Origin of the sequence: Micromonospora sp. NPDC003816, assembly GCF_042874705.1 — a bacterium.
Lineage (GTDB): Bacteria > Actinomycetota > Actinomycetes > Mycobacteriales > Micromonosporaceae > Micromonospora.
In genome coordinates this window covers 1-14,271 of the sequence record NZ_JBIANP010000020.1, presented here as the reverse complement: position 1 = coordinate 14,271, position 14,271 = coordinate 1, and the positions used below count along the sequence as shown (strand labels likewise).

15 protein-coding genes and 2 tRNA genes are annotated in these 14,271 nt (G+C 68.2%); 7 read left to right on the top strand and 10 right to left on the bottom strand.

What is annotated here, in order from left to right:
- Positions 1-129 precede the first annotated feature (129 nt).
- Complete coding sequence (locus ACFYTT_RS30400) at positions 130-1,251, bottom strand: globin domain-containing protein (RefSeq protein ID WP_131057683.1); 1,122 nt, start codon at positions 1,249-1,251, stop codon at positions 130-132.
- A 120-nt stretch (positions 1,252-1,371) separates the two neighbouring features.
- Here ACFYTT_RS30400 and ACFYTT_RS30395 point away from each other — a divergent pair, with 120 nt between their 5' ends.
- Positions 1,372-2,178, top strand: coding sequence for a CPBP family intramembrane glutamic endopeptidase (locus ACFYTT_RS30395; protein WP_387264369.1), 807 nt, complete (start codon positions 1,372-1,374; stop codon positions 2,176-2,178).
- A gap of 122 nt (positions 2,179-2,300) precedes the next feature.
- Here ACFYTT_RS30395 and ACFYTT_RS30390 read toward each other — a convergent pair whose 3' ends face one another.
- Positions 2,301-3,419: a hypothetical protein gene (locus ACFYTT_RS30390; protein ID WP_387264368.1), complete on the bottom strand. Its 1,119-nt coding sequence runs from the start codon at positions 3,417-3,419 to the stop codon at positions 2,301-2,303.
- Between the two features lie 828 nt (positions 3,420-4,247).
- Here ACFYTT_RS30390 and ACFYTT_RS30385 point away from each other — a divergent pair.
- The 3 genes from ACFYTT_RS30385 to ACFYTT_RS30375 all read left to right on the top strand — a co-directional run bounded on the left by ACFYTT_RS30385 (position 4,248) and on the right by ACFYTT_RS30375 (position 5,371).
- Positions 4,248-4,338: transfer RNA gene (locus ACFYTT_RS30385), tRNA-Ser, on the top strand.
- A gap of 35 nt (positions 4,339-4,373) precedes the next feature.
- Positions 4,374-4,446 (top strand) — tRNA-Arg (locus tag ACFYTT_RS30380).
- 586 nt (positions 4,447-5,032) lie between these two features.
- Complete coding sequence (locus ACFYTT_RS30375; RefSeq protein ID WP_387264367.1) at positions 5,033-5,371, top strand: hypothetical protein; 339 nt, start codon at positions 5,033-5,035, stop codon at positions 5,369-5,371.
- Between the two features lie 47 nt (positions 5,372-5,418).
- On the opposite strand, the gene ACFYTT_RS30370 is transcribed toward ACFYTT_RS30375, so the two are convergent.
- The 8 genes from ACFYTT_RS30370 to ACFYTT_RS30335 form a co-directional block, all read right to left on the bottom strand.
- Positions 5,419-7,005 (bottom strand): hypothetical protein, encoded by a 1,587-nt coding sequence (locus ACFYTT_RS30370; RefSeq protein WP_387264365.1) that lies wholly within the window; start codon positions 7,003-7,005, stop codon positions 5,419-5,421.
- Entirely contained in the window at positions 7,002-7,790 is a 789-nt protein-coding gene (locus tag ACFYTT_RS30365; RefSeq protein WP_387264363.1) for a helix-turn-helix domain-containing protein, read from the bottom strand. The genes ACFYTT_RS30370 and ACFYTT_RS30365 overlap by 4 nt, the downstream gene beginning before the upstream one ends.
- A 214-nt stretch (positions 7,791-8,004) precedes the next feature.
- On the bottom strand, positions 8,005-8,316 hold the full coding sequence (locus ACFYTT_RS30360) for a hypothetical protein (RefSeq protein ID WP_387264361.1): 312 nt from the start codon (positions 8,314-8,316) through the stop codon (positions 8,005-8,007).
- Positions 8,317-8,453: 137 nt separating this feature from the next.
- Positions 8,454-8,948: a cold-shock protein gene (locus tag ACFYTT_RS30355; RefSeq protein ID WP_387264359.1), complete on the bottom strand. Its 495-nt coding sequence runs from the start codon at positions 8,946-8,948 to the stop codon at positions 8,454-8,456.
- A gap of 51 nt (positions 8,949-8,999) precedes the next feature.
- Positions 9,000-9,896, bottom strand: coding sequence for a phosphotransferase family protein (locus ACFYTT_RS30350; protein ID WP_387264357.1), 897 nt, complete (start codon positions 9,894-9,896; stop codon positions 9,000-9,002).
- Between the two features lie 319 nt (positions 9,897-10,215).
- A complete protein-coding gene (locus tag ACFYTT_RS30345; protein ID WP_387264355.1) occupies positions 10,216-10,587 on the bottom strand; it encodes a hypothetical protein in 372 nt (123 codons plus the stop codon).
- A gap of 215 nt (positions 10,588-10,802) precedes the next feature.
- A complete protein-coding gene (locus tag ACFYTT_RS30340) occupies positions 10,803-11,207 on the bottom strand; it encodes a hypothetical protein (RefSeq protein WP_387264353.1) in 405 nt (134 codons plus the stop codon).
- A 90-nt stretch (positions 11,208-11,297) separates the two neighbouring features.
- Entirely contained in the window at positions 11,298-11,657 is a 360-nt protein-coding gene (locus ACFYTT_RS30335) for a hypothetical protein (protein ID WP_387264352.1), read from the bottom strand.
- A gap of 341 nt (positions 11,658-11,998) precedes the next feature.
- On the opposite strand from ACFYTT_RS30335, the gene ACFYTT_RS30330 reads away from it, so the two are divergent.
- The 3 genes from ACFYTT_RS30330 to ACFYTT_RS30320 all read left to right on the top strand — a co-directional run bounded on the left by ACFYTT_RS30330 (position 11,999) and on the right by ACFYTT_RS30320 (position 13,953).
- Positions 11,999-12,463, top strand: coding sequence for a DIP1984 family protein (locus ACFYTT_RS30330; protein WP_278178516.1), 465 nt, complete (start codon positions 11,999-12,001; stop codon positions 12,461-12,463).
- Between the two features lie 359 nt (positions 12,464-12,822).
- Complete coding sequence (locus ACFYTT_RS30325; protein WP_387264350.1) at positions 12,823-13,290, top strand: hypothetical protein; 468 nt, start codon at positions 12,823-12,825, stop codon at positions 13,288-13,290.
- 192 nt (positions 13,291-13,482) lie between these two features.
- Positions 13,483-13,953, top strand: coding sequence for a hypothetical protein (locus ACFYTT_RS30320; RefSeq protein WP_387264348.1), 471 nt, complete (start codon positions 13,483-13,485; stop codon positions 13,951-13,953).
- Positions 13,954-14,271 lie beyond the last annotated feature (318 nt).

The window sequence follows — 14,271 nt, the reverse complement described above, 5'->3', positions numbered from 1 at the left end:
CGCCCGGGTGGGAACGACGGCCGGACGGGCGCGGTGGCGCGGGCGGTGCCGGTCCGCCCGATCAGGGAGGGCCGGGGCGCGTGCCCCAGGGGGCAGGGGCACGCGCCCCGGCTCGGGGGGAGAAAAGCTCTACAGGTTGCCGAAGGTGTCGTACCTGGTCTGCTGAGGCGGGACGTCGTCGGCGGCGAGCACCCGCAACGTCGACCGGACCATCGAGGCGGAACCGGAGACGTAGCAGTCGTGCGCGGTCCACGGCCCGTAGCGGGCCACCACCTCGGAGATGTCACCCTGCTCGCCGTCGAAGTCAGGGTCGTCGCTGCACGCCGGCGTCACCGACAGCCACGGATGTGCCGCCACCAGCTCCCGCAACTGGTCGAGACCGTACAGGTCCGCCTCGGTACGGGCACCGTAGAAGACGTGCACCCAGCGTGCCCGGTTGTAGCCGGCCAACTCCTCCACCAGGGCCTTCACCGGCGCCAGCCCGACCCCACCGGCGACACAGAGGATGTCCCGCTCCGACGCGCGGTCCAACGTCATCGACCCCATCGGCGCGGCCACCCGCAGCAGGTCACCCGGCTTGATCCGGCGGACCAGCGCACCCGAGACCCAGCCGGCCGCCTCCGGCGGCGTACGCACGTGGAACTCCAGCACGTTGTCGTCGTTCGGAGCGTTCGCCACCGAGTACGTCCGCCACACCCGGGGATGGTGCCGGGGCGCCTCCACGCTGACGTACTGGCCGGCCTTCCAGGACAGCGGATGTTGCAACGCGCGGCAGGTGAAGACGGCGGTGTCCGAGCCGTACCGCCGGTGGGTCAGCACCTCCGCGTGCCAGAACGGCGGGTTGTCGTCCGCCGCCGCCCCGGCCAGCATCTTCTCGGCGATCGCCGCGTACGCGTCCCGCCACGCCTGGTCGTACTCCAGGTTCCAGCCGTCCCCGGCGGTGCTACGCAACGCGTCCAACAACGCGACACCCATCGTGTCGTAGTGCGCCGCGTCGACGTGGTACTTGCGGTGGTCCCTGCCCAGCGCCCGCAGGAACTCGTCGAACCCCTCCGGGTCGTCCACGGTGTGGATCGCCGCGATGATCGCTTCGAGGAGCCGGTCACCCTGCCCGGACATCTGCACCGGGAACAGCTTGCGCAGCTCCGGGTCGAGGAGAAAGACCCGCGCGTAGAAGTGGTCCGTCAACCGGGCCCGATCCTCCTCGACCAGGGCCCAGCTCTCCTTCAGCAGCCGCGCGAAGTTGTCCACCTGGGAGCGCTCCTTCTTCTGCCGGCGGGGATCGGGAACACCGATAGAATGTCCACGGAGCGTGCATGTGGGTCGCACAGAATGTGCGATCCGACGTGAGGCGCGCTCAGTGACACCCGGATGCCACCAGGGCAGACGGTCGGGCACAGTGGTGCGGTGACCGCAGAGCTGACCAGCCCGACGTCCCGTCGGACACTCGGCACCGAGACGATGCTCGTGCTCGGCCTCTCGCTCGGCCAGTCGGCCGTCTACGCCACCGTCTCGATCATCGCGAAGCTGACCGCCGAGGGCGGACTCTCCCGGCAGACCGCCGCGCTGAACACCTCCGCGTCGGCCCGGCCGTACCTCGACCTCACGTACCAGTTGCTCGGCATCGTCTTCGCGCTGCTGCCGGTGCTGCTCGCCGTACACCTGCTCACCCGCGACCCCGGCGACCCGGTACGCACCCTCGGCCTGGACGCCCGACGACCCTGGGCCGACATCGCCCAGGGAGCCGGGCTGGCGGCACTGATCGGGCTCCCCGGCCTGGTGCTGTTCTGGGCGGCAGCCCAACTCGGCATCAACGCCACCGTGGTGCCGGCCGCGCTGCCCGACCTCTGGTGGACCGTGCCGGTGCTGATCCTCGCCGCCTTCCAGAACTCGATCCTGGAAGAGGTGATCGTGGTCGGCTACCTGATGACCCGGCTACGGCAGCTCCAGTGGCGAGTCGGCGCGATCATCGCCACCAGCGCCCTTCTCCGTGCCTCCTACCACCTCTACCAGGGCTTCGGCGCGTTCATCGGCAACGCGGTCATGGGCGTCGTGTTCAGCCTCTTCTACCTGCGTACCCGCCGGGTGATGCCGTTGATCGTGGCGCACGCCCTGCTCGACATCTTCGCTTTCGTCGGCTACAGCCTGCTGCCCCGAGAATGGTTCGACTGGCTCTGACCGCGCAGGTCCCTGGCCCGGTGGCGGTCGCGCTCCCGGATGGTGGGGCTGGCCTCGGTCGGGGACGCGGGCGGCCGTTGGGCCCGGCAAGCCGTGGTCAGCGGGGGTCCGGCAGGCCGTGGTCAGCGACGTCGCGTCGGGCGATAGGCGGCGACCGCGCGGGAGGACAGCCGCTGCGCCGCCGCCGAGTCACCGACCGCCGCCGTCACCACCGCCGCGCCGGGCAGCAACCTGGACGCCCACCGCAACGCCAACCAGCCGCCCGCCTGCGCGGCCAGCGGCGCCGCCAGCCGCCAGGCCGCCTCGGCGGCCCGTGGCCCCGGCTGCTCGCCCGGCCCGTCCGCCGTCCGCGCCGCCGCCAGCGCCGACCGCGCACTCGCCTCGTCCGGATGCACCTGCGCCAACACCAGCAGCTCCACCGCCCGCTCCGGATCCGCCGGATCACGGCCGTACGCCGCAGCCAGGTGCAGCACCAGGCTCGCCTGCGTCCAGAGCACCGCCACCAACTCCACCACCGGCGCGAACACACCCGCCAGCGCGGCGGTCGCCCCGCCGACCCCCGCCTGCCGGACGAACCGTCGGTCGGCCAGCCGGGCCAGACCGTCGCCGTCCGCCTCCGGGTACCTCTGCCGCAGCCGCCGCGCCCACGCCGCCGCCCCCGGCCCGAGCGCCTCGACGGCCGTCAGGGCGAGCAGCTCCGGTGCGTAGCCCGGGTGCTCCAGCAACCGCGACACGAGCATCCGCAGATCCGGCGTACGCCCGACGAGCCCCGCTTCGATCGCGTCGAGCGGTGCTGGTTCTGGTGCGGTCGGGGTCGGCTTGCCCGGGGCCGGCTCGGGCCGGGTCGTCTCGACGGAGCCCGGTCGGGTCGGATCCGACTCGGTCGGATCGCTCACGTCGGCGCCGGTCTGTGCTGCGGCGTTCGGTGGCAGGGTCGGCTCGGCGGCGTTCGGTGTGGGGGTCGGCCCGACTGGGGTCGGCTCCGCGGCGTTCGGTGTGGGGGTAGGCCCGGCCAGGGTCGGTGTGGGGGTTGCCTCGGCCGGGGTCGGCTCAGTGGCCTGCTCTGCTGGGGAGGTGTCGGTGCGGGCCGAGGCGGTCTCCTCGGCCTGGGGCACGGCGTCGTCCGCTCCGACCACGGCGGCAGCTGTGATCCCACCGGCGGCGGTGACCCCGGTCGCCTTCGTCGCGGACTTCCGGCCGGGTGCGGCCTTCGCCGCCGCCTTCCTCGCCGTCTTCTTCACCGGGGTGGCCTCGGCGGAAGCAGCCGCAGCCAGCGTGGCCTTTCTCGGCGTGGCCTTTCTGGCCGTCTTCCGGGCCGGAGCCGGCTGCGTCGCCGCAGTCGCAGTCGCGTCGTTCTGCCCATCGCTGCTCGACGGCGTTCCGGTCGCGTCGTGCTGCCCGCTACCGGTCGACGGCCCGGCGGTCGCTGCCCCAGCGGCAGAGGAATCGGCGGGACCGGTGGCGCCCGATTCCGGCCCGGTCGGCTCAGGTCTCGATCGAGGTGCCTTCTTAGCGGCGGCCCTCCGACGCGACGGCGCAGGGGTGTCCGAAGACGCGCCGTCCGGACCGTCGGCTCCCCTTTGGGCCGGTTGGCTTCCCGCCGATGCCGGACCGGCCGCGGGTGCCGGTCCAGCATCGGCGGGGGGTGCCGGAGTGGCCGGAGGCGTGGGGGTGAACGGTGTCCTGGACGAAGCGGGACGAGTCTGACGGGGCGCCGGCTGTTCGGCAACGGGCGGCGGCTGGAAGATCAGACCCGGCGCGGGCTTCGCCTGACGAGGTCGACGCCCGCCCTCGCCCTCCTCCGGCTCCGCGTCGCTCGGGGGCGCCGGAGCCGGAGGCGCTGTGAACGTCGCCTTCGGCAAGCGGCGGCGCGCTTCCCGAGCAGGTTCCGGGTGGTCATGCTCGCGTGGCGACTCCTCCTGCATGTCGATGGAGCGTAGTCGCGATCACGGCGACGCACAGCGCAAGAATCCCCTCGCCGGTCTGCGGGGCGGCGGGTTCCGGTAGTCGCTTTGCCCCCGGACGGGCGGGGCCTGTATCCTCGGGCGCGGTGGTCTGCGGGCCACCAGGGAGACTTCGCCTAGTCTGGTCTATGGCGCCGCACTGCTAATGCGGTTGGGGTCTTAAAGCCCCTCCCGGGTTCGAATCCCGGAGTCTCCGCGCGAAGGCCGGGTGTGTAGACTGGCCGAGCACCAGCGCCCGTAGCTCAACGGATAGAGCATCTGACTACGGATCAGAAGGTTAGGGGTTCGAGTCCCTTCGGGCGCACAAGATCGACAAGGCCCTGACCTGCCATAACGGCGGTCAGGGCCTTGTCTGTTTCTGTCCACGAGGGACGGTTGGCTGCTCGGTGGCTGCTCGTGCGACGAGCATCCCCTGCGTGTCGGACTGTCCGGGGGCGTCCGGTCGGGTCCGTGCGAGCTTGACGATGCCGAACTTTCACCCTTCCTCAATCAATTCACGAATACTGATCGAATGCGTGGAGGGCGGGGTGGGGTGAGGGCGTGGTTCCGCATCTTGCCGTCGAGTTGGACCCGTGCGCTTTGCCTTGTGGCGCGAGGCGCCACCAATGACGATGATCTCGTCGAGCCCTGGGGGCATCCGGATCTGCCGATGAGCGTGCATCTGATCTTGGATGCGTCGGGGCGTTAATGATGGTGAATCCAGCCGATCGGTGTGTTACGGCGGCTTTGCCGACGGTGATGGCCGCCTGTGAGGAGGGCGAGCGTGGACCGCTTGTGACCTTGTAGAACGCCGCTTGGCGGAGTAAACCGTCGCCAGCCGGCGGCGGTTGGCAGTGTCGGTAGAACCGGCTGTAGCAGGCGCGCTGCGCCTCCGAAGCCGAGGAGACACTATGAACGTCAAGATCAAGCCAGCCGGCCGCACGAGGCGGCCTGTGCGGCGGGTCGGCTCGATGCTCGTCGCCGCAGCCCTTGGCACGGCTATCGGCGCCGTAGGCCTCGCCGCCCCGGCCCTCGCGGTCGACCCCACGCAGTGCACCAAGGGCTACAACAACGCGAACACGGCGTGGGGTACCTGCACCGGCAGCGGCGACTGGCGCGTCGTGACCTGGTGCTGGGCCACGGGCTCGACCAACTCGGGTTGGTGGAGCTGGCCGAGCGGGACGCACACCCAGTACTCATCCTGCCCGGGCTGGAGTCACGTCACCAACATCATCATCGAGGCTCGCTGATCGGTGCGTGGTGGCCGCGCGGTTCCAGTGCGGCCACCACGCGATCGTCACAGACCGAAGCGTCCGGCGAGGTCTCGCGCGACGATCAGGGCGAGCCGACTCACGACGCGGATGTCGGAGTCAAGGACCTCGTCGGCACGAGCGTGGTACGCGTCGAGGTAAGCGTCCACTGACAACGAGGCCTTTGCGAGCGTCGCGCCGGCAAGCTCGACGGCGTTGGCGTCGTCGGCCAGCGCAATGGCGATCCGATGTGCTTCACCAGTCGTCAATCCTGGAGCGCCCGCCTGTAGCGTGGTGACCGCACGATCTCGTTGGAGCAGGACTGGCGGTAGCTCGATGTGCTCGTCCCCGGCGTCGTCAACAGCGAAGCGGCTCTTGGCTTCGATGGTGGAACAGCGGTCGAAGGCGGCCCAGATCTGTGCCTGCCGCTCGGGAGGCATCTCACAGATCTGCTCGTCGAGCTTACGGATCAGATGCCGGTCGGAGCGGTGGACGAAGCCATCGAGCATGCGGCGTAGGACTGGGTCCATCGTTCCGCCCGGATCACGGGAGATCCACAGCCGCAGGTTGTCGCGGAGCCGTTCCACTTGGACCGCCAGTTCGTGATACCAGGCACTGGCGCTGGCGGTTTGATACCACCCCTTCGCGGATAGGTCGACGTGGCTGGCAATCCGGCGGGCCAGGCGGCTGACCGCAAAGACGTTGAACGCGAGCACACCCTCGCGGAAGACTGGATCAGTGAACTCCTCGCCGATCAGCGCCGGGTTCAGCCCTTCGTACGGGCTGCTGGTCCGTCTGGCCCGACGCAGTCGTGGACGCCCTGTGGGGTCCATGGCAGTAGGGCTGAGCTGGCTACCCTGCAGGAGCTCCTCCACGGCGACGATCGCTTCGTGATGGGCGAACGTCAGGGACGGATCCAGCGGTAGGTCGCCCCGCAGGGCGTGGCCACCGCGGGCCGGTCCCGTGCCTGCGTCGAAGACGTGACCACGTTTGGTCCCCGGGTGCGGATCGTCCAGGGCCGCTGAGTAGAAGACGTAGTGGCCGGTGAATCGCACGCCCGGGTGCAGTGCGGCCAGCATTTCCTGGATGCTGCCCTTGTAGCCGGTGTCCACGATGACGACCGGCCCGGGAGCCGACTCCACCTGCAAGTCGCTGTCTTGCAGATACCCCTGCAGGCGCTGCCACGCTCTGCTGCTGGGTGTGCCCGGTCGGCGCTTGCGGAATGTCTCGATCTCCGCGAACGATTGACCCTGCCGCTCCAGGTCGGCCAGCGCATCGTCCACGATTGCCCGGGTAAGGTACAGGCTGCGACAATGGGCGGCGCTGAAGTGCGGGTCGATCGCGCTGACGACATAGCCGAGACTGAACGAGTCTCGCCCGGCGAATATGATTCGGGTTCGCGGATCCCGATTTACGGTGTCCTGCAGGTAGGGCAGGATGTCGATGGCGGCCTTGACCATCAGCGGAGCGAGCAGGTCGCGGCCCACATCGAACGTCGCCGAGATGACCCCAAGCTTGGCGCGGGTGTCGATGCCGAACGCACCAAAGAACACACCGAGGAACAGCGGTTGCACCTCGAACCGCGAGATGTCAACGGTCAGCAGCGGATCGAACAGCGAATCGGGGTCCGTCATGGCTGCCTCAGCAGGACGACGCGAGCCAGTAGCACGGCACCCACGAGGGCAAGCACCAGGTGAACGATCACCCAGAGATGATGTAGCCGCAGCCGGTACACCCGCGGATAACGGGCCGCATGCTCGGTGCGGGAACTGATCCATGTGGTTTCGATGCGCAGGTGTGGACGCAGCTGGTCGAGCTGCTGGCGGAGCCGGCGTGCCTCGTTCATATGCATCTGATGCCGCTCGTAGTACTTGTGGCTACTCATCGCTCCGACGAACGCGAGCGTCACAACGACAAGGGCGAGCGACACCTGCACCGGTACGGGTCCCACGCCGGCGCTGGCGAAACCCGTGACGGCACAGATCAGTGCGATCGTGATGCTGAGGATCGCGCGATGGTTCTCACTCTGGCGCGCCTGATCCCGTTGCTCCTGCCAAAGCCGCAGCAGAATAGCCACGTCGTCGGCGGACTCCTGTGGTGGCGTGGGCGGCTGCGGTTCGGCCGGCGCGGCAACAGGGCTTGCTCGATGCTCGCGGATCGTCTCTCGCGCGCGTTCCCACCTCGGCAACCACTCCAGTGGATCGGCACCGCATGCCTCGACATACGCCTTGACGGTGTCCCAGCTGGGCAGATGGTCACCGCCTGCAGCCTCGGCCAACGCTGTGCGCGACCGGCCCGTCCGCCGCGCCATCAGCAGGTACTTCGGTGACCCCGCCTTCTCCCGCAAGGCTCTCAGTTTCTGCGCGAACTCGGCAATCGGACCGTCATCTGCGCGAAGCGGCCTCTCAGGCCGGGGCATAGATCGATGCGAGGTAGTCCGTCACGCCCGTAGTATAGTCGCGGATATCGATCTTCAAAGGCTGTTCAGTCACGCCGTGGCCGACAGAGCCTGGCGGACATGGCACGCGTGATCACGTGCCCGCTCATGCCGCGACCAGGGGTACCTGACCGGTCCGTGCGTGAGCAAGGATGTAACTGTGCGCCACGAGCATCATGTCTTCCACAACCCGCCGTCAGCGACGCCGGCCGAGGTACGCGTAGCGCTCGATCGCGGTGACCTCTCTGGCGCCCTGGATGCCATGGTCGGCACCGCGCTGTACAGCGACGGAGACTGGGAAGAGTTGCAGGAACTGCATCTCCAGCTGCTCAGGCACGACGACCGCCAAGTCAGCGCCCTTGCCGCAACATGTCTGGGACATCTGGCGAGGGTCTATCGTCAGTTGGACGAAGGCCGAGTAGTCGCTGCGCTGCACCGAGCCCGGTCGGTTCCACACCTCAGCGGTACCGCCGCCAACGCCCTGGAGGACATAGAGGTTTTCCTCCACCCGCAACGTGCACGCTGGCGCGGACGCGTGCGGAAAGCGATCCGTCCTTGGACATGGATCTGAGACCCATGACGAAACAGCGTCCGCCGCTTGTACAGCCATCCGGATCTGCCGCACAGTGCGCGGCGTGGCGCCACTTACGCCTGCGGTACGACCACGTCGTTGGAGCGGGGCGGATCGAATGTCAAGGTCAACGAGCTGTGGTAGGCGACGGAGCGGCGCTGGGTTCGCGGCTGATCGGCCGGCTCGACGTCACCCGTCCAGACCTTCACGGCTCGATAGGCGAAACCGTCCTGGCGCGCCACCTCGGCGCGGAACGAAACGTGCTGCCCGCGGGCCAACTCTCGGCACCCGTCCATCGCAATGACCGAGAAGTGGACCCAGCACCCGCCCGGCACATCCGGGCCGTCGATGACGCCCCAACCCTCTTCGGCGTCGAAGGTGCGTACTGAACCAACACTTGCCATCGGCCCAGTCTGCACGACACCCGTTGACGGATCTGCCAAGTCCGCATCCGGATCTGCCGCGAAGCGCTCGTGACCGAAGGTCGGATTCCCGCCGGTGCCGGCGTCCAGGCGTACTGGTGAGCGGTCATACGTGGGGTTGCCTTTTGCCCTTGAGGTGGTGGTCACAGCGGTGGCTAGAGGTTTCCCGGCTGGCCAGTGGGTCGTGTCCACGGCGGGCTAGTCGATTGTGTCCAACGCGTCGCGGATCGCGGCGGCGACTCGATCAGGCATCCCGGCCAGGTCGAGTGGAGCCCGCCCGCCGACCTGACGGGGTATGAAGCGTTGCCATCCGAGGTCGAAGCAGAGCAGCGCGCGTAGGTCGGCTCGCCGGTCCACCCGGACTCCCGCGGCGCGCTCGTACGTCACCAGATAGTCCCCAGCCGTCCTGGTGTCGAACAACACCGCCAAGTTGAGCCTGCAGTGGCCGACGTCGCTGCCCCGGTTGCCAGTGGCCGCGTTCGGCCAGTCAACGATGCCGCTGAAGCGACCGTCGCACCACAGTACGTTGAAGTGCTGGTAGTCGCCGTGGACAAGGACCTTCTCCGCAACGAGCGGCCCTGAGGCAGCTTCACGGGCGGCATCACGCAGGCCACGGTCGACCAGCCAGTCCAGTGGTGCGCTGTCGTCATACCAGCCATCCCACCGGATGTGCGGATGCTCGGGTACGGCGTGGATCGCGGCCTGTACGGTCGCGAGCTGACCCAGCCAGGACTGCATGTCAGCCGGGGTCAGGTCCGGTTGCCCGGCGAGCGCGGTCGTGAGCGTGCACCGCACCCCGGTCTCGGCCCCGTTTTCGTCCATCGCGATGAGTTGGGGCGCGGGCACCCCGCAGCCACGGACGGCCGCGAGCGCGGCGGCCTCGCGTGTCACCAAGCCCTCCGCCCAGTCGTCACCCGGCCAACGACGCAGCACCACGTCCATGAGCCCGCCGGGGGAATCGACGCTGACTCGGTCCATGTCGGCGGTGATCCCGCCCGGCAGGGGCGCGACCGATCTCACCCGGGCGCGTCGATGAACGTGGTGTGCCACCCACCGCAGGATCTCCGGCGTCGGAGGCTCGTACTCGCGGAGCATCCGATCAGTCTGGCAGCCGTCACCCGGACCTCACGCACGACGCGGCAAGGCGAGGTGCCATGGCAGGGCCGCCATTGGGCCGAAATCCATCCGCCGCAATTCTGGCGGCGCTCGTCGCAAGATCGCGTGCACGCTCATGCCGCGATCCGCATGCTTTACCGGGGATCATCGTGCGTCGAGCCTGCCCGGGCGTACAGAGCCGGACAGGAGGACGAAGTTCAGCCGATGATGGCGGCGAGATTTGGGTTCGCAGCTCGCGTCGTAGTCGACGGCTGTGGTGAGCAGTCTGGCGGTTGCTTAAAGAGCTGGGACTGCAGTTTCACCTGCCAGTTCGTCGGGAGGCGGGTCGCCGACCGCTACCCGTAGACCCAGAACTGCGGGGTCGGGTCGGCTGATCAGCCGGTCCGTCGACGGCACCGGGGCTGGAGAACGACACCGAAGGCGCTGCAGGACGGGAAGACTTCGGTGGCGGCCATTGCGACGCCGCGATCTGGGCTCCGGTGACCGGCAGGGTGGGCGAGATCTGGTCGAGTAAGCGCTGCGCCAGGGTGGCGTCGATCTCGACGTCTGCGCTGATGCGAACATCGGCCGCGGTCGCCAGGTCCACGACGTCGTCGCTGGTGAACGCATCAGCTCCGAGAGTGCTCAGCCGTCGCGCGAACTCCTGGACATTGATCATTTGCAGCCTCATCGTCGGATTGTTAATTGTCCACCGTAACCCGCTTCGGTCGGCGGATCCTGCGCCCGCCGTGCGGGCCACTGGGGCCGACAGTCGGCACCGACAACTGCGACCGCTGTGCGGAAGTCCGTAACTCTTCGGTGAGCTAATCGCGCGCCTGCAGGGCCGTCACGCTCTGTGTTGCCCATGCTGTCCCGCGACGCCCGGAAATGCCGCTGAGCGCGCGCTTAAGCTGAGACGAGCGTGTTGCCCTCTTCTGGCCAGTCGGCCACGATGACCAGCGGGATGCACTCCGGTGCCGGGTAGTCGTCTCCAGGAAGGTACTCGATGTGCTGATGCCGGTGGACTGCTCGGTCGTCGGCGGTCTCGGCCTGCTCAGCGACGCCATCGAGTGCATCCCAGACGATGTCGAGACACTCACGACCACCGGAAAAGTGCAGGGGGGCATCGTCCAGGCTGACGAGCAGCGGGCCGATGGTTTCCGTTTGAACGACGACTCCGCCCGTGATCGTCGCCTCGACGGGCTCGGCAGGTGCACGTAACAGCCGGGCGAGGGCACGCAGGGCAGCAGGCGGGCCAGCCAGCTCCACCTCGCCGTCGCTGACGGAATAGGCGGCAAAGCCGGTGATCATCCATGGCACATTGTGCCTTGCGTCGTCGGCAAGCCGCCCTGATCTGCCGCAGGTCGGTTGCGAGATCGCTGGAAACACGGGTGTGCCCGGTCAGGTGCCGGGATCAGTGTCGGCCTGTCGCTCCTCGCCGGTGTCGAAGAACCTCGTCAGGTAGGCCGGCGGATCCAGAGCGCTGGCCCGAACCAGAGAGAAGACCTCCGCCCCATTCCCGGGCTCACTAAACAGCCGGTATGCCTGGGCAAGTCCCACAAATTCCATGTCGGACTGCTCGGCCGCATACCCGAGCGCCTCGTCCTCGGCCAGCGCGATCGCCTCGTCGAAAGCCTCGGCGCGCCACAGCGTCAGCCGTTCCTCGTACACCTGGCTCGCCGAGTCGCCACCCACCCGAAAGACGCAGCGAACGCAGAACCAACCGACCTCGGCCTGCGTCTCTTCGTTCGGTCTGGTCATCCATACATCGTCCCGCTTCGGCTCGCAGGCAGGGAACCCGTCTACCAAGGCCACACTCTTCCGCCGAGCACTTGTAGCAGGAGGTGAGGTGGGCTGCCCGGTTGGTGGCGCCCCGACGTCGTCATGATTGGGCGGCCTGCCGTATCGCCCAGGGTTAGGCCGGCCACGTGCCGGCGCTCGTCGAGGTCGTGTCCGTCATCAACGCCACGCGGAGTGCGCCAAGTCTGCGTCTTGCCCTGCATCCGCTTCTGCCGCAACCGGCGCGCCGTCCTTGCTGCTCCGTCGTGCCGTGGTCCGAAATTGGAAGGTGGCACTGATCTTCGCTGGCCATACTGGTGTTCATGAAGCTTGCTGAGGCTCTTGCGCTGCGCGCGGATGCGGCGCGTCGCGCCGAACAACTCCGCGCCCGCATCGTCGCCAGCGCTCGACACCAGGAGGGTGAGACGCCTGCTGAGGACGCTGCGGCACTTCTGGTGGAGGCGGGCGAGGTGCTCGGGGAACTGGAGTCGCTGATTCGGCGGATCAACCGCACGAACGCCGCCACCCTGGTTCAGGGTGGCACACTCACCGACGCGCTTGCCCGCCGCGACGTGCTGCGCCTGCGGCACAGCGTGGTCACCTCTGCCGCGGACGCCGCTGCTGGGGAGGGTCAGCGAGGGTTTCGGCAGTTGCGGTCGGAGCTGAAGATGATCCCGGCGTTGCCGGTAGCGCAGCTGCGTAGCCAGGCCGACGATCTCGCCCGGCAGCTTCGTGAGGTCGACACCGTGATCCAGCGGACGAACTGGGAGGTCGACCTGCTGGACTGAGGAGTTGCGGAGCAGGTAGCCGACGTGGAGGCGTGCACGAACCCGAGAGCCGGCGGGTATTCCGGTTCACTCCTGGCGCGCCGAGGGCAGGCGCAGGGGTTCGACTCCCCAGCACACAACGCAGGCCCAGCACAGCACACAGGTGACGGCGCACAGGGCACAGCACACTACCGGGTGCAGATCCGCGACGGCGAGGGTGGGACAGGGGCCAACCGCAACCCGCATAGATGCAGCTCGTTCCCTACAGCGCTCGATGCCCGCACTGTCATGCCGCTGTGTGCTCGCCATCGGACATCGGTAGTCGGTTCCGTGTGGCTGGTAGGTCGGAGTCGGGGCGGGAACGCGAACGGAGGTCCTCGATGGTGACGGGCATGGACGTGGAAGCTCGACGTGCCGTGGTTGTGGCGCTGCTGGGGCTGGCGGGCAGCGGCGCCTACCAGGACCGGGCGGATGCCGGCCGGGCCCTGGCGAGTTTTGCGGAGATGCCGGAGTCGGCACAGCCGCTGCGACGGCTTCTGCTTGATGCTGACGACACGTTCGTGACCCTCGTGACCGCGGATGCGCTGCTTCGTAGGAAAGACCCGGCCGGTCTGGCGCTGGTCGCGGGAGCGCTGGCGGACGCCGATGACAACTGTGCAGACTGGATCTTTACCGCAGTTCAGGACGTGTACATGATCTACGCCAGCGAACGTGACGCTGCGGTGCGGATGTGCGACGCGTTGCTCGAAGATCCTGATCCAGGCATTCGTCAAGGAGCCGCTCGTCTATCGGGCACCCTTGCTGCGATCAACCCGGCGCTCTACCCCGTAGACAGCAGTGGAGATTGACGGCGCAGGCTCGCGGCATCCTCATCTGCCGCACCAAGTGTGCGTCATCGAAGATGACGCCGGTGCCGGTCGCCGACGTCCCGGACGAGCCGATGAGCGGATGCCGACGGACTGGCCGTCTGCATGACACCGGATCTGCCCTGCATGCGCTGGCCGACAACGGTGCCGTCGGCTGGGTCATAGGCTTGCCGGGTGACGGACGAGGAGACTACGGAACGTGTCATCGATCGCCTGCTCCTAGCGTTGGCGGCGCAACTCGACACGTCGGGGGGACCGGCTCTGGCGGCCGGTGCGGCCGAGGCGCTCGCCGACTTGAGCAGAGCCCAGGCCGATGTCATCTTCGGCCAGGCAGGCCATCTGGTTCACTACGGCGCGGACACCGAACCGCTGAAGACTCTCATCCAGGCGATCACGGCCATCCAACGCGATGAGGCTCCGGCGGATGCTGCGGTCAAGCCGGGTGACGAAGTGCGATTCGTGGGTGAAGCGTCGGAGAGTCTTGCCGACTATGACGAGACGTGGCTGCGCGAGACCAGGTTCGTCGTCCGCTACGTCGGTAGGAACGCGATGGTCGACGTGCAGCCAGACCTGACCGAGGGTTACATGATTGCGACGGTGCCGGCCGCCAGCGTGGAGCCCATGCGAAAGGAGAGCATTCCGTAGCATCGCCGCATCCGCTGAGGTACGACTGTCGTCCATGCGGCCGGGGGGATACGTCGGCGACAACCATCATGCAGGACACACTGACGGCGAGCGTGCCCGCCCACGTCCGCTTCTGCCGCGAGCGGGCGTGCTGCCTGCCGGCCACTGCCTCACGCTGTGTGGCTGGACTTCGGTCCAACCGACGTCCCGAACTGGCCGATGTCAGCGTGTCTGGGGCTGGCTCAGTGGGCTTCCCCCTGAGATGTGGACACCCTGAGACTGGATGTTGGTCCAGAGGAAGGGGTGTCCCCGTTGGGGCGTCCATCGAAGTACACGGAA

Bases quoted from the DNA above. Each gene is read 5' to 3' on its own strand.
- ACFYTT_RS30330 (WP_278178516.1), top strand. From the start codon at position 11,999: ATGAAGCTTGCTGAGGCTCTTGCGCTGCGCGCGGATGCGGCGCGTCGC.
- ACFYTT_RS30370 (WP_387264365.1), bottom strand. From the start codon at position 7,005: ATGACGGACCCCGATTCGCTGTTCGATCCGCTGCTGACCGTTGACATC.
- ACFYTT_RS30345 (WP_387264355.1), bottom strand. From the start codon at position 10,587: ATGAGGCTGCAAATGATCAATGTCCAGGAGTTCGCGCGACGGCTGAGC.
- ACFYTT_RS30325 (WP_387264350.1), top strand. From the start codon at position 12,823: ATGGTGACGGGCATGGACGTGGAAGCTCGACGTGCCGTGGTTGTGGCG.
- ACFYTT_RS30340 (WP_387264353.1), bottom strand. From the start codon at position 11,207: ATGATCACCGGCTTTGCCGCCTATTCCGTCAGCGACGGCGAGGTGGAG.
- ACFYTT_RS30395 (WP_387264369.1), top strand. From the start codon at position 1,372: ATGCCACCAGGGCAGACGGTCGGGCACAGTGGTGCGGTGACCGCAGAG.
- ACFYTT_RS30350 (WP_387264357.1), bottom strand. From the start codon at position 9,896: ATGCTCCGCGAGTACGAGCCTCCGACGCCGGAGATCCTGCGGTGGGTG.
- ACFYTT_RS30375 (WP_387264367.1), top strand. From the start codon at position 5,033: ATGAACGTCAAGATCAAGCCAGCCGGCCGCACGAGGCGGCCTGTGCGG.
- ACFYTT_RS30335 (WP_387264352.1), bottom strand. From the start codon at position 11,657: ATGACCAGACCGAACGAAGAGACGCAGGCCGAGGTCGGTTGGTTCTGC.
- ACFYTT_RS30365 (WP_387264363.1), bottom strand. From the start codon at position 7,790: ATGCCCCGGCCTGAGAGGCCGCTTCGCGCAGATGACGGTCCGATTGCC.